Source organism: Bacteroides sp. An279 (assembly GCF_002159615.1).
In the GTDB taxonomy this organism is placed as follows: Bacteria; Bacteroidota; Bacteroidia; order Bacteroidales; family Bacteroidaceae; genus Phocaeicola; species Phocaeicola intestinalis.
Genome location: NZ_NFJA01000036.1, coordinates 20,256 through 35,216 on the forward strand (window position 1 = coordinate 20,256; position 14,961 = coordinate 35,216).

The 14,961-nt window shown below is 49.3% G+C and carries 12 protein-coding genes; 6 read left to right on the top strand and 6 right to left on the bottom strand.

What is annotated here, in order from left to right; translation table 11 throughout:
• Window positions 1-16: 16 nt before the first annotated feature.
• The 5 genes from B5F78_RS08205 to B5F78_RS08225 all read left to right on the top strand — a co-directional run bounded on the left by B5F78_RS08205 (window position 17) and on the right by B5F78_RS08225 (window position 6,717).
• On the top strand, window positions 17-2,833 hold the full coding sequence (locus B5F78_RS08205) for a M16 family metallopeptidase (RefSeq protein WP_087406469.1): 2,817 nt from the start codon (window positions 17-19) through the stop codon (window positions 2,831-2,833).
• 12 nt (window positions 2,834-2,845) lie between these two features.
• Window positions 2,846-4,330, top strand: a complete 1,485-nt coding sequence (locus B5F78_RS08210; RefSeq protein ID WP_087406470.1) for a DUF5687 family protein — start codon at window positions 2,846-2,848, stop codon at window positions 4,328-4,330.
• 28 nt (window positions 4,331-4,358) lie between these two features.
• Window positions 4,359-5,072: an ABC transporter ATP-binding protein gene (locus B5F78_RS08215; RefSeq protein WP_087247410.1), complete on the top strand. Its 714-nt coding sequence runs from the start codon at window positions 4,359-4,361 to the stop codon at window positions 5,070-5,072.
• A gap of 211 nt (window positions 5,073-5,283) precedes the next feature.
• A complete protein-coding gene (locus B5F78_RS08220; RefSeq protein WP_087406474.1) occupies window positions 5,284-5,796 on the top strand; it encodes a C40 family peptidase in 513 nt (170 codons plus the stop codon).
• Window positions 5,797-5,814: 18 nt separating this feature from the next.
• Window positions 5,815-6,717: a hypothetical protein gene (locus B5F78_RS08225; RefSeq protein WP_022039347.1), complete on the top strand. Its 903-nt coding sequence runs from the start codon at window positions 5,815-5,817 to the stop codon at window positions 6,715-6,717.
• A gap of 27 nt (window positions 6,718-6,744) precedes the next feature.
• On the opposite strand, the gene B5F78_RS08230 is transcribed toward B5F78_RS08225, so the two are convergent.
• The 6 genes from B5F78_RS08230 to pheT all read right to left on the bottom strand — a co-directional run bounded on the left by B5F78_RS08230 (window position 6,745) and on the right by pheT (window position 13,617).
• Window positions 6,745-7,761, bottom strand: a complete 1,017-nt coding sequence (locus tag B5F78_RS08230) for an iron ABC transporter permease (protein WP_022039348.1) — start codon at window positions 7,759-7,761, stop codon at window positions 6,745-6,747.
• Between the two features lie 4 nt (window positions 7,762-7,765).
• The gene (locus tag B5F78_RS08235; RefSeq protein ID WP_430746794.1) at window positions 7,766-8,920 is read right to left on the bottom strand and encodes an ABC transporter substrate-binding protein; all 1,155 of its coding nucleotides are present in this window, start codon (window positions 8,918-8,920) and stop codon (window positions 7,766-7,768) included.
• 172 nt (window positions 8,921-9,092) lie between these two features.
• On the bottom strand, window positions 9,093-9,662 hold the full coding sequence (locus B5F78_RS08240; RefSeq protein WP_087406472.1) for a flavodoxin family protein: 570 nt from the start codon (window positions 9,660-9,662) through the stop codon (window positions 9,093-9,095).
• Between the two features lie 4 nt (window positions 9,663-9,666).
• Window positions 9,667-9,912, bottom strand: coding sequence for a TIGR03905 family TSCPD domain-containing protein (locus B5F78_RS08245; RefSeq protein WP_022039351.1), 246 nt, complete (start codon window positions 9,910-9,912; stop codon window positions 9,667-9,669).
• Window positions 9,913-10,133: 221 nt separating this feature from the next.
• On the bottom strand, window positions 10,134-10,865 hold the full coding sequence (locus tag B5F78_RS08250; protein ID WP_022039352.1) for a YebC/PmpR family DNA-binding transcriptional regulator: 732 nt from the start codon (window positions 10,863-10,865) through the stop codon (window positions 10,134-10,136).
• Window positions 10,866-11,154: 289 nt separating this feature from the next.
• Window positions 11,155-13,617, bottom strand: a complete 2,463-nt coding sequence (pheT, locus tag B5F78_RS08255) for a phenylalanine--tRNA ligase subunit beta (RefSeq protein WP_022039353.1) — start codon at window positions 13,615-13,617, stop codon at window positions 11,155-11,157.
• 370 nt (window positions 13,618-13,987) lie between these two features.
• Between pheT and crcB the strand changes: the two genes are divergently transcribed.
• Window positions 13,988-14,368: a fluoride efflux transporter CrcB gene (gene crcB / locus B5F78_RS08260; protein ID WP_013616800.1), complete on the top strand. Its 381-nt coding sequence runs from the start codon at window positions 13,988-13,990 to the stop codon at window positions 14,366-14,368.
• Window positions 14,369-14,961 lie beyond the last annotated feature (593 nt).

The following is a 14,961-nucleotide window of genomic DNA, read 5'->3' on the forward strand; positions in this document are numbered from 1 at the left end:
ATAAAAACTTACCACAATGAAGAACTTTTACAGAAAGACACTGATTGCCGCTTTCCTGATAGGAAGTGCGGCTACAGCATTTTCACAACAAATGCCGCCTATTCCCACCGACCCTGATGTAAGAACAGGTAAGCTGGAAAACGGACTGACTTACTACATCCGTCATAATGAACTGCCCGAAAAACAGGCAGACTTCTACATTGCACAAAAAGTAGGTTCGATTTTGGAAGAAGACAACCAGCGCGGACTGGCACACTTCCTTGAACATATGTGCTTCAATGGTACCAAGAACTTTCCGGGAAACTCACTACGCGAATACCTGGAATCCATCGGTGTAAAATTCGGTGTCAACCTGAATGCTTACACTTCCATCGATGAAACGGTATATAACATCAACGATGTACCTGTCATCCGTGAAGGCATCATCGATTCGTGCCTCCTTATCCTGCACGACTGGGCAGACGACCTCACTCTCGACCCTAAAGAAATAGATAAAGAACGCGGAGTCATCCACGAAGAATGGCGTACACGTACCGGAGCCATGATGCGTATGTACGAAACTGCTTTCCCTACCATCTTTGCAGGAAGCAAATATGCCTATCGCCTGCCTATCGGAACGATGGAAGTTGTAGACAATTTCCCTTATCAGGCGTTGCGCGACTATTATGAAAAATGGTACCGCCCCGACCAACAAGGCATTATCGTAGTAGGTGACGTGAACGTAGACCAGATAGAACAGAAAATCAAGAACCTGTTCGGTCCCATCCAAATGCCTGCCAACCCCGCAGAACGAGTACATTATCCAGTGCCCGACAATAAAGAAACCATCGTGTCCATCAACAAAGACAAGGAACAGGAAATCAACCAAGTCATGGTATTCCACAAACATGAACCTTTCCCTGCAGAAATGAAGAACACCGTAGGATACCTTGCCTATTCATTTATGGACTATGCCATCAGTCACATGCTGAACGCCCGCTTGCAAGAACTTCTACTCACTGCTACCCCACCCTTCATCAATGCCGGAGCGCAAGACATGGACTTTATCCTTGCCAAGACAAAACGGGCATTTACGGGTGTTGCCATCTGTAAAGAAGATGGAATAGAAAGCGGACTGAAAGCTCTGATGCGAGAAATCGAACGCGCACACCGATTCGGATTCACCGCCAGTGAATATGCACGGGCAAAAGCCGATTACCTGAGCAACCTGGAAAACGTGTACAACGAACGCGATAAAATGAAAAACAATCAGTTCGTAGCCCAATACGTATCTAATTTTATTGATGGAGAGCCTATCCCCAGTGTAGAATATAAATACACAATGATGAACCAGTTGGTACCCAACATCCCCTTGGAAAGTGTGAACCAACTCTACCAGCAACAGGTAAGCGACACCAACCGGGTAGTATGCCTGTTCTGCCCTGACAAGGAAGGAATGAAATATCCCACCGAGGAAAGCATCCGCAAGGTACTGGCAGAAGTAAATGCTGAAAAACTGGAACCTTATGTCGACAAGACTTCTGACGAGCCACTGATGAAAGAAAAACCGACTGGAGGCAAAGTGACAAATACAGAAAAAGGACCATTTGAATCAACAATTCTCACATTAAGCAACGGGGTACGCATGGTATTGAAGCCTACCAATTTCAAGGCAGATGAAATCCGGATGCAATCGTTCAGTGCTGGAGGGAACTCCCTATTCGATGATGAGGATGCCCTGCAATACGCCGTACTCGATGAAGTCGTATCTTTGGGCGGTCTGGGCAACTTCAGTGCCATCGACCTCCAAAAAATATTGGCGGGAAAAGTAGCTTCGGCATCAGCATCTGTACGTACCCTGACCGAAGCCGTAAACGGAAGTTGTGCCCCGAAAGACCTTGAGACAATGCTTCAGCTCACCTACCTGTCGTTCACCGCTCCACGCACCGACCAGGCAGCTTTCGAATCATTCAAGAACCGGCTGAAAGCTCAACTTGCCAATCAGGAAGCAAACCCGAACACGGCGTTGAGTGACACAATAACCAAAGTGTTATATGGTGATAATCCTCGTGCCGCACGCATCAAGGCCGACAAGGTAGACCAGATAGACTACGGGAAAGTAATGGAAATGTATCGCGACCGATTCAAGGATGCAAGCGACTTTACCTTCATTTTCGTGGGCAACATCGATCCTGCTACCGCTACTCCACTCATCGAGACTTATCTGGGTGGTTTGCCATCGACGGGACGTAAGGAAAACTTCCGTGACCCGAAGCTGGACATCCGCAAGGGAGAGTGGAAAAACATCTTCCACAAAGACCTGCAAACCCAAAAAGCAACCGTTATTATCGTAGAAAGCGGCACATGCGAATATACCCTGAAGAATAAACTGATGATGAGTATGCTCTCGCAACTGCTTACAATGAAATATACCGAGACCGTGCGCGAAGAAGCAGGAGCATCGTATGGCGTAAGCGTACAAGGCAACCTCAGCAAATATCCGAAGGAAGAAGCCACGCTACAAATCTTTTTTGATACCGACCCTACCAAGCGTGCCGACATGAGCCTGCTTATAGACAAAGGCATCGAAGAATTTATAGCCGGAGGCCCTAAAGCTGAAGACCTGGCTAAAGTAAAAGAATACATGCTGAAAACCTACGAAGCCAACCAGAAAGAAAACGGATACTGGATGAGCCTGCTCTACGGAAGCCTGTGGGAAGGCATGGACGGACGCACCGGATATACCGACCTGGTGAATGGCATCACAAATGCCGACCTCCAGCAATTTGCCAAGACATTAATGGCACAAAAGAACCGCATCGAAGTGAGCATGACTTCGGGCGATACCAATTAAAACCGGATGCCTATGTCACTCTACTCCGATATCCGACGCATACAGAAACTTGACGAAAAGCGGAATCCGATGTTCGAGAAAAACCGCTTCGCCAAAGTAATGATTTATATCGGAATTGCATTTTGGGCAGCATACCTCGTTTTCTTCGGGGTATTGCTGCCCGCTGCTTTTTCCGACAGTTTTCCCAACATGGAACCTTATCACATCTTGAACAAAGGTTTGCTCATTGTCTTGACCCTCGATTTTCTGATAAGGTTTCTGTTCCCTACTCCAGTACAGGAAATCAAGCCCTTCCTCTTGCTTCCTATACCCAAAAAGAAAGTGATGGCCGCACTCCTTCTGCGAGAAGCCGCCAACCCGTTCAATCTGTTCTGGCTCTTCTTGTTCATCCCCTTTGCCCTGCTTAGCGTCACCCGTTTCTACGGACTGGCAGGAGTGCTGGGATATGCTTTCGGCATTTGGCTGCTCACCGTGGCAAACAGCTATTGGAGCATGCTCATCCGGGTATTGAAGCGTCAGAAATTTGTCTACATCTGCTGGTGCCTGCCTGTTTATGGCATCTTTGCCCTACTTGAGTTCTTACCCGGCACACACTGGGTAAGCACTTTCACGATGAATTTAGGTGAAGCCTTTATCCTGTGGAATCCGCTTGCCTTCATCGGCGCCCTGATACTGGCAGGTATGCTGGGTATGCTTAACCGCAAAGTGCAGCTACACCTTATTTACAACGAACTTTCCCGCGTAGAAGATACCCGCCTCAAACACATCAGCGACTATAGCTTCCTTGACCGTTACGGAAATGTAGGCGATTATATCCGGCTCGAACTGAAGATGCTCGTCCGGAACAAGACCCCCCGAAGCCAGTTCTGGAGTTTCACCATACTGACGGTGCTCTTTGCACTGGCACTGACTTTCGAAGTATATGGAGACGGACTCATGAACGATTTTATTTGCCTGTATTGTTATTGCGTAATGGGACTTTCTACCCTGATACAGACGATGGCAATAGAAGGGAACTACATCGACGGGCTGATGGTTCGCCGGGAAAGTATTTATAATATGCTTTGTGCCAAATACTACGTACAATGTGCCCTTCTTATCATCCCCTTTGTATGTTGCCTGATACCGGTATTCAGAGGAAGCATCTCCTTGCTCATGTCGGTGACTTACCTGATTTTTACAGCAGGCGTCATCTTCCCCGGTGTGATGCAAATGGCGGTGTACAATGACAAGACGGCCCCTCTCAATATGGGACTGATGGGCAAACGCCAAGGCAACAATGCCTATCAGACCGTTATACTGGTCGCTTCGTTCACCCTGCCACTGGTTATCTATAAAGGACTGGAACTGGCATTGGGGGCAACGACAAGTTACATTGTGATGTGCACCATGGGCATAATCGGATTTGTTACCCACCCTCACTGGATACGCAACATCTACATACGATTCATGGCACGGCGCTACCGGAACATGGAAGGATTCAGGAATACAAGATAAAACAATCAGAAAACTTCAAACTCATAAAATGGATATAACAATCAACCATCTGAAGAAAATATATGGCAAGCGTACCGTGCTTGACGTAGACGACTATACCATACACAGCGGAGAAATCCTCGGACTGGTGGGCAACAATGGAGCCGGAAAAACCACTCTCTTCCGGCTTATCCTGGACCTGCTGAAAGCAGACGAAGGAAATGTTTACATCGGTGAAACCGAAGTGAACCAAAGCGAAGCATGGAAAGACACAACCGGTGCCTATATGGACGAAAGTTTCCTTATCGATTACCTCACGCCCGAAGAATATTTCTACTTTGTGGGCAAGATGTGTAACCTTGACAAGACAACCGTAGACCAGCGTCTGGTACCCTACGAACGCTTTATGAACGGAGAAATACTGGGACAGAAGAAACTTATCCGGAACCTCTCGGCGGGCAACAAGCAAAAAGTGGGCATCCTTGCCGCATTGCTCAACCAACCGCAACTCCTGATACTGGACGAACCCTTTAATTTTCTCGACCCCAGTTCACAATCGGCATTGAAACACCTGCTCCATACCTACAACCAGGAAACAGGAGCCACCATCCTCGTATCAAGCCACAACCTGACACACACCATCGAAATCAGTACCCGCATCGCCCTGCTGGAACACGGAAAAATCATCCGCGACATTACTCCCATCAATGATGAAGCCAAGCAGGAACTGGAAAACTATTTTGAAATCGAGACACAGGAATAAACAACATGCTCTCTGTAAAAGAAGGCTACCCTATCGGAAAAGGATAAACTTCTTTTGCAGAGAGAATACTGGTATGCTTTCTATTCCAAAATAGTGTTACGATTCCGTTTTATTCTACTATAATTAGTTATTATTACTCGAAAAAACCGAGCCTTCCACGTCTCTGTATTTGTATTTTCATTACATTTGTTTCCCAATAAATAAAGGAAACATGACCAAACATATCCATATACTCATCGGGACAATCCTGCTCATCCTCCTGTCCGCATGCGGCACACGCGCTCCACACTACAATTATCGCGAACTGGCACAAGCTGCCATCCGGCTGGATATGGACATCGCAATGGATGACAACCATTCCTTGTACGTGGAAGCCTCAAAATGGATAGGCGTACCTTATCGGTCCGGAGGGACTTCGCGAAGGGGAGTAGATTGTTCGGGACTAACCTACAACATTTACCGCAAGGTATACCGCAAACGGCTGGAACGGAACTCGGACGAACAACGCAAAGAAAACTGCCACAAAATACGCAAAGGAAAACTGCGTGAAGGAGACTTGGTATTCTTCCACAACGGACGCAATAAACATCGCGCCACCCATGTAGGCATTTACCTGAAAAACAATCGGTTCATCCATACCAGCTCCAGCCAAGGAGTTATTGTAAGCACACTGGATGAACCCTATTACCAGAAATGCTGGATGCAGGGAGGAAGAGTACGTTGAAAAAACAAAAAAGCGAAAATGAGGAACGAAGAATGGAACATCAAGTGGAAAGTACTGACTCTTGTCATACTCTTATCAAGTGAGGCATTTCCGCTGGCTGCCCAAACGCAGGAAAAGAATAAGGAAATCCGCCTGAATGAAGAAGCGGTACGGATGATACAGTTTGACTTTAGCGGCATCGAAAAACCGCAAGAAGAACTGAAAACACATCCGATGAACCAACCCTGGATGGAATTCAAGAAAGACCTGCGCATACCGCGAAGCCTTATCGACACTACGAAAGTAAAGAAACCCACAGGATACATCCGTGCCGAACCTTATACCATATGGACACGCTTTGGCGAGGACCCCGTGTATGATGTGCTGGTACTGGGACGCCCAAAAAAATGGACCATCCACTGGGAGCTCAACCCAGGTGCCGTTTCGCCGGAAGAATACGGGCAAAGTCTTGCGCCAGGGACGGGCATGATGTACGACCGTGCTTCCGGACGTGTCGGAGGCTCTTTAGGTGCCGGAGTTGTTATCGGAGGATTAGATTTCATCGGATTCATATACAACAACCTTACACCTCACGGACGGATGCTGAAACACAACCGTAAACATGCCAATGCCTGGAAAACCTACAAGAATTATCGCCCTACACGTGAGGACAGCCTGAAATTTCCTACTTATTACCGCTTACTACCCGTCTATGCACCGGCAGACAGCGATACCCTTACACACACAGTTCAGGCGGATACCCTTCCGAAAGCAGCCACACCTGCACAAACTCCCGATACAGACCGGTTTTCCAAATACATCCGCCAGCGACAAAGAGAAGACTCCATACGCCGGCAGGAGTATTTCCGCAAAGATAAAATACGAGGAAATTCGTACGACATAGAAAAACAAAACCGACGTTTGCGCGAACGTCAGGAATAATGCGATTTCAAGGAAGGAAATAACCGGCTAGCCTTTACGCCAACGAACCAAGACATAAAGAATGACAGGCGCACCCAGCACAGGAGTGACGGCACCCAAAGGAAGAATGCCACGCTCGCCAGGCAAAAGGCAAAGCAAGTTGCACAAAAGCGCCACGGCACATCCCGCCAGCAAGGTCACAGGAAGAAGAGAGCGGTGATTAGACGTACCCAATAACATACGCGCCACATGAGGAACGGCAAGCCCGATGAAAGCGATAGGACCGCAAAATGCCGTGACCACCGCCGTAAGCAAACCGGCTATCACCAGTAATATACCCCGGACACGGCGTACACGAATACCTAAATTTTCAGCATAACGGGGACCTAACAACAATGCATTCAAGGGTTTCACCATCAACAAGGCGGCCAGCAAGCCCATAAGGGCTATGAACGAAAAAGCGGGCAACTGGACCGAAGACACACCGCCAAAACTTCCCAATCCCCAAATAACAAAAGAATGCACCCCTTCATCGGTAGCAAAGAAATTCAGCAAAGAAATGGCAGACGATGCCAGATAGCCTATCATTATGCCTGCGATGAGCAACATCACATTGCTACGCACCAGCACCGAAAGAAAAAGTACAGCCGACATCACCACCATTGCCCCCACAAAAGCACCCGCCACCATCGAAAGAAAACCCGAAAGCACAAACTGACCTGCCACAATACTCCCGCCGCCTGCCAACAATACCAATGCTACCCCCAAACTGGCTCCGGAACTGATGCCCAAGACCGATGAATCGGCAAGCGGATTATTGAACACGGTCTGCAAAATCAATCCAGATACCGCCAATGCGGCACCACAAAGCAAAGCGGTGATACATTGAGGCACACGCGACTCCCATACGATAAAACTCCACCCTGCATCGGCAGAAGTATCCCCCAGCAGAATAGAGGTAACGGCAGAGGAAGGAATCGGGACCGAACCTACATAAACGGATGCCACCGCCAACGCCAACACCGATGCGGCAAGTAACACGACATAGAGAGTGCTCTTCTTCATACGTTTATTCAAGGGGCGTGAAATAACGCGGCTGGTAATCCGGAAACAAGCCGGGATGAAAAACGGCTATCAGGTCTTTCAGCACATATTCGGGATGGAAAGGAGACTCTTCATAATACGGTATGCGCCCGGTATTACATCCGTAAACCGTCTTCCGGCGGAACGCATCAAAACCCGTGTATGGCCGATAGTCCTGCTCCAGCCCGGCATAGGTCTTGTCGTGCGACTGGTTATACTTAATGAGCCAAAAATCAGCATGGCGGGCACGGTCGTACACGGTTTCAAACGACAAGGGTACCGAACCACTCTCGCTGATATAGCCGAATACATAACGCGCACCGGCATCGGCATAGAGCTGACCGGTCGTACTCTTGCCTCCCGGCACATACCATGCCGAGCCTTGCTTCAACTCGGCAAACACCAGAGGCTTCTCTTCCACCTGTTCCACCGACCGCCGCAAAGCCTCATACTCCCGCTCTACCTGTGAAAACAAAGAATCGGCTTCCTGCTCCTTCCCCACCAGCATCCCATAAAAACGCATCCATTCGGCACGTCCCAACGGTGAGGTCTCCATATAGTCGGCACATTCTATCAACGGGACATCCAGTTGCCCGATACGCCCGTATGAACCATTCTCGAAAGGTGAAAGCAAGATACCGTCGGGATGCAAGGCAATAACCCGCTCAACGTCGGGACTCATACTGCTCCCTACATCCGCCACCCTGCCGGCACGCACACGCTCATGAATTTGAGGCATACGGATATACGACAAGTCGCACACTCCACTCACCGCATCCAGTGCCTGCAATTCTCCGAACAAGCTGCAATGCACCGACGAATAAACCAGCATCCGCTCTAAAGGAATACGCACCACCGTGCCCTCGGGCAATCCTTCGGGCAATACCCGATGCTTGTCCACCAGCAGATAGGTGTGCAGGATACGCGTAGAATCCCAAGGATTGCGCACCGTAATTTGCGTAAACATCTCATGCTTCACAACGGTAAGATAGCGCGCGTATGCCATCTGCAAGGTATCGCCTTCCTCGGATAGCTGCGCTTGCATATACCGCCTTCCACCGCAAGCCGAAAGCAGGAATGTGCATGCGATAATCCACAAAGACAAGGTCACCCACCATTGTTTCTTCATTTTCTTATTCATCATATACAGTAGATAGAAGAAGTTAGAAGGAGGTATGCCTTCGGCAGGAGTTAAAGGCAAATAGTCCTGCCAGGGCTTCCATGAACAAAAGTATTGGCTTCTAACTCCTTTTAACTCCTTGAAATAACTCCCTTTTTACTCCTTGCCGGCTAAATGCCGGCATTCATTCTATTTATAACTTCCGGATCATCCGGCGGCAACGCTCCAATGTTTTCCCGCTTACAGGATGTTTTTTGGTGCCTCCCACTTCGAGCGTGGCGCTGATCTTAAAGCCACTCCAACGGAGGATTTCGCGCAATGCACGAATGGTGCCACGGCTCTGGCGGAAAAAAACATTAAATGGAAAAGGAGTGGTGCACGTGCTGAGCAGCATAGCCCGTTTACCCTTGTGCAAAGGCTGGGGAATACCTTGCAGACTCTCGCCCATCATCCCATACACCAGCCGGTCGAACAACACCTTCAGCGTACCTGGCATATTGCCCCAATAGCAAGGAGCCCCGATAACCAGTACATCGCATGCTCCGATGAGCTGGAGCACACGCTGGGCATCGTCTTCAGGCAGTACGCATGCCTGCTTTGTGCGACACACCATGCATCCCTTACAAGGCGCGACATGCAAATCGGAAACACGGACCGACATGACCTGCATCCCTGCCTTTACGGCTTCTTCTTCTATCGCGCCCAACATACGGGATATGTTCCCCTTCGGGCGGGGACTGGCATTGAGTATCAACACGTTCATACAACTATGCTTTTACCGTACGCAACGCCTTGCACAACTGGTCGGGACATGAAGTAGGTTTCGAACCGCACCGGATACCTTCCAGCCGGGCTATCACTTCGCTCACGGGCATCCCCTTCACCAGAGCACTGATGCCTTGCAGATTGCCGTTGCATCCCCCGGTATAGCGCACGTCTTTCACGATTCCGTCTTCCACTTCTACCTCGATGCGCGTACTGCAAGTGCCCTCCGTCTGATAATCAATTCTCATAATCCAGCTTCTCCTAATAAAGATTATTCTAAGTAAGTGTGCAAAATTAAATGATATTATCAGAAACACAGATTTCCGCAGATTAGCGCAGATTAAGAACAAATATTAGAATAATAATCCGCGAAAATCTGCGTTAATCTGCGTTTCTGAGCCGACACATTAATCAACTAATTCTCAACATCTACTAATTAAACAATCCGTGTAATCTGTGGTGAAAAAAATCATTCTTCTTCGGGCTTCATATTGGTATATACCGTCTGCACATCGTCGAACTCTTCCAGGCGTTCCACCATTTTGTTGATGGTTTCGCGCTGTTCGGGAGTCACATCCTTCAGGTCGTTCGGAATATAAGTAAATTCACCTCCTACATCCTCGAACCCGCACTCTTCCAAATGCTTCTGGATGGCAGCATAGCTCTTCGGGTCACCATAAATCGTGATAGTGCCTTCTTCGGGGTCTTCATCGTATTCATCGTCTACATCGTAATCGATGAGGTCGAGAATCAGTTCTTCCATATCCAGCCCGTCTTTCTTCTTGAAAGTGAACACACACTTGTGGTCGAACAAGAAAGCCAGCGAACCGGTCGTACCCAAGTTTCCGCCGAACTTGTTGAATACCGAACGCACATCGGCAACGGTACGGGTCGTATTGTCGGTCAATGTATCGACGAAGATAGCCACCCCGTGCGGGCCGTATCCTTCGTAAGTCATTCCCTTGTACTCGCTCTGGTCCTTGCCCATCGCGTTTTTGATGGCACGCTCGATGTTGTCTTTCGGCATGTTCTCACGCTTGCAGGTAGCGATGACCGAACGCAAGGTCGGGTTGTTTTCGGGTTCCGGTCCGCCCGCCTTTACGGCAATGGCGATTTGTTTTCCCAGACGAGTAAATGTTTTGGCCATGTGGCCCCATCTTTTCAGTTTTGTAGCTTTTCTATATTCAAACGCTCTTCCCATTGGATTATATATTTTAAATGTTGTTGTTTTTTTAAGGGACTAGGTAACTAGGGACTAGGGGACTGGGTTTAGATAGTTCTATACCCTGCACGGTATGAATTTGTACACTTCCTTGAACATTTCGTACCGTTTCTGTAGAGACGATGTGCACATCGTCTCTACTACATGGCATATACAAATGGCATATACAAAATGCACAAATTAATGCGCGAGAAGTATAAGTATTCAGAACCTTGTCAACTTGTCACCTTGTCAACTTGTCACCTTGTCAACTTGTTACCTAAAAAATTTATCTCAATTTCGCTCCCAGTTTTGTTTCCAGGTTCTGCACCAGCTTGTTCATCAGCTTGTCTATCTGCTTGTCGTTCAGCGTGGCGTTTTCGTCCTGCAGGGTGAAGCTCACCGCGTAACTCTTCTTTCCGGCTTCGAGGTTCTTGCCTTCGTACACATCGAAAAGCTCTACGCGTTTCAAGAGTTTCTTGTCGGTCTCGTAGGCGATTTTCTCGATTTCGGCAAATTGCACCTGCTTGTCGAGCAAGAGCGCCAGGTCGCGCTTCACGGCAGGATACTTGGAAATGTCCTTGTAAGTCACCGCGTTGTTCTTGACCGCCTTCATCAGCTCCCTCCAGTTCAGGTCGGCATAATACACTTCGTTCTCGATATCGAACATCTTCAGGAGCTTCTTGTGCAGGATGCCGAGCGTAGCCAGCAACTTTCCGCCACGGGTATGCACCGACAGGGCGGCGGCATAGATGTCATCGCTCAAGGTGCCGAACACCAGCGCGCCGAAGTTCACGCCCAGACGGCGCAGGATGTTCAGCACGTATGCCTTCAGCTCGTACACCGACGAGTCCTCATCGGCGTGCGCCCACGAGTTGCTTACCCGCTTGCCGGTCACCCACAAGCCCATGTGCAGTTCTTCGGAGTAAGGCGCGAGCGCTTTTTCAGGGTTCCGCTTTCCGGCATTATAATGATAGCAATTGCCGAACTCGAAGAACTTCAGGTCGGCATTCTTGCGGTTGGCGTTGTGCTCGATGCTTTCCAGCCCGCCGAACAGAAGGGTGCCGCGCAATACGTTCAGGTCGTTGCTCAACGGATTCATCAGCCGCACCAGGTTTTCGGGCTTATACGTTTCCAGCCCTTCGTAATACGAAGCGGAGGTGAGCGAGTTGTTCAGGATTTCGTTGAACCCGCATCCCACCAGCTGCTCCGACACGAGGTTCTGGAGCTTCACCGACTTGTCTTCGGCTCCTTCCACGCTCAGGCACGCCTTTACCGAAGTGGGGATTTCCACATTGTTGTATCCGTAGATGCGCAGGATGTCTTCCACCACGTCGCACGGACGCTGCACGTCCACACGGTAAGGAGGCACCACCAGCGAAAGCCCTTCTCCGGTCTCGCCCGTGATTTCCATTTCCAGGCTCGAAACGATGCGCTTTATCACCTCGGCAGGGATTTCCTTGCCAATCAGCGAACGGACATACGCATACGGAAGCTCTACCGGGAAGCCGGCTATCGGGCTGGGATAGTTATCCTTGATTTCACAAGCGATTTCACCTCCCGCAAGCTCCTTCGCCAGGATAGCCGCCTCTTTCAGGGCATAAATCACGCCGTTCGGGTCGATGCCCCGTTCGAAACGGAACGAAGAATCGGTGCTCAGCCCTTGGCGGCGTGCGGTCTTGCGCACCCACGTAGGATGGAAATAAGCGCTTTCGAAGAACACGTTGCGGGTCTCTTCGGTAGTGCCCGAATCGAGTCCGCCGAACACGCCCGCGATACACATCGGCTCTTCGGCGTTGCATATCATCAGGTCGCGGTCCGAAAGCTTGTGTTCCACGCCGTCCAGCGTCACAAACGGAGTGCCTTCCGCCACGGTCTTCACCACAATCTTGCCACCCTTTATCTTGTCGGCGTCGAAGCAGTGCATCGGCTGGCCGTAAGCGTGCAGGATGTAGTTGGTGATGTCCACAATGTTGTTAATCGGGCGCAAGCCGATGGCTTTCAGCTTCGCCTGGAGCCATTCGGGGCTTTCCTTCACCGTGACGTTCTTTACCACCACGCCGGCATAGCGCGGGCAAGCCTCGGTGTTCTCTACCACCACGTCGATGTCCAAGTCGTGATTGTCTACCGCAAACGCCTCTACCGAAGGGCGTTTCAGTTCCGCCTCATGCCCGTTCTGCACGAGCCAGGCGTACAGGTCGCGCGCCACGCCGTAGTGCGAGCAGGCATCCGCGCGGTTGGGCGTGATGTCTACTTCCAGCACGTAGTCGCTCTTCACGTTGTAGTAATCCTTGGCAAGCGTGCCCGGCTCCACGTCATCGGGCAGCACGATAATGCCCTCGTGGCTGGTTCCGATGCCGATTTCGTCTTCGGCACAAATCATGCCGTTCGATTCCACGCCCCGGAGTTTCGATTTCTTTATGGTGAAACACTCGTCTCCGTCATACAGCTTGGTGCCCAAGGTAGCTACCACCACCTTTTGCCCTGCGGCTACGTTCGACGCCCCGCATACAATCTGCACGGGGTCGCCCTGCCCCAAGTCGACCGTCGTAATGTGCATGTGGTCGGAATTGGGATGCGGCTCGCAGGTCAGCACTTTTCCGATGACCAAGCCTTCCAGCCCTCCTTTAATCGACTGGACTTCTTCCACTTCGCCTGTTTCCAGCCCGATAGAGGTAAGCGCCGCCGCCACCTGTTCGGGGGTCAAGTCGAAGTTGACGTATTCTTTTAGCCAGTTATACGAAATATTCATATTAAGTATGTTTTGATGTTTTCCTTGTTTTTGATGCGCAAAGTTACAATAAATCTATGAAAAACCATACAAATTTTAAGGACATCAACGAAAATATTCGGTTTTTACGGTGCACAAGAAGATGCGGAAACCTATTTTCTGAAACGCAGATTCACGCGGATTTCCGCAGACTATTTTCATTTGCACCGCTTTTTTCATTCAAATCCACCGGAAAAAGGCCTATATTTTTGTACCTTTGCGCCCCGAAAACGGATGCCGGAACGCAGATTTACGCAAACATCCCTACATGAATAAAAAATACAATCTGCGGAAATCCGCGTGAATCCGCGTTTCAAAAAAACCGTAAATAATAAAACCGTAAATAAACAACATGTCCAACGCATTGATAACCATATTCTTGGGAGGCGGCATCGGGAGCGTGATGCGCTTCGGGGTGCAGGCGGTGATGAACGGACGCATCCCTCCTCTTTTCTTCCCGTGGGCTACGCTCGGCGTCAACGTGGCGGGAAGCTTCCTCATCGGGCTGTTCTACGCCCTCTCCGCCCGCTTCGGCTTCTCCGACGAGACACGGCTTTTCCTCACCACGGGGCTTTGCGGAGGGTTCACCACCTTCTCCACCTTCAGCCAAGAGAGCCTGACGCTGCTCCGCCAGGGGCATTACGCCGCCTTCGCGCTCTACACCCTTGCCAGCGTGGCGGCAGGCATCGCCGCGGCACTTGCCGGAGGGTGGGTAGGGAAAGCCCACGTATAGACGACCTTGTTTCAACCAAGGTCATCCCACGGGACAGGGTAATTTGAAATTACCTCGTCTCAGAGATGACCTGCTTTCAAGGTAGGTCGTTGTTGTCTTGCGCAGAGACCCCCTCTGTCAAACATGCACCGTCTCGGCACGTATGCCGGTATGGAGAGGGAAATAGTGGGTGGAGGATTCACTCCACAAAGATACGAAAAATTTTTCAATTGGCAATGGATATTAGGCAATGGACAATGGAAATTTGACAATCGGCAATTATTTTTTTGCCAAGTTGTGTTTAAACCGCTGAGATGCAACCATTTGCATGGGCGCGCGGAGCTATATATACCGGAATTTGCATATAGATGCGTGATATATGCAAGATATAAGCATAATGATGACAATGACAAATGACAAATGACAATTAACTTTTTCCGGAAAATGCCTTAATGGCAGGTGAGCGACATTATAAATTATATTATATATATATATATATTATAATATATATATATAATATAATTTAATTTACAATTCTCTTTTCTTCTTCGTGGTGCGTTACATCACTTTGTTAATTGTCATTTGTCATTTGTCATTGTCACGATAATACAAGC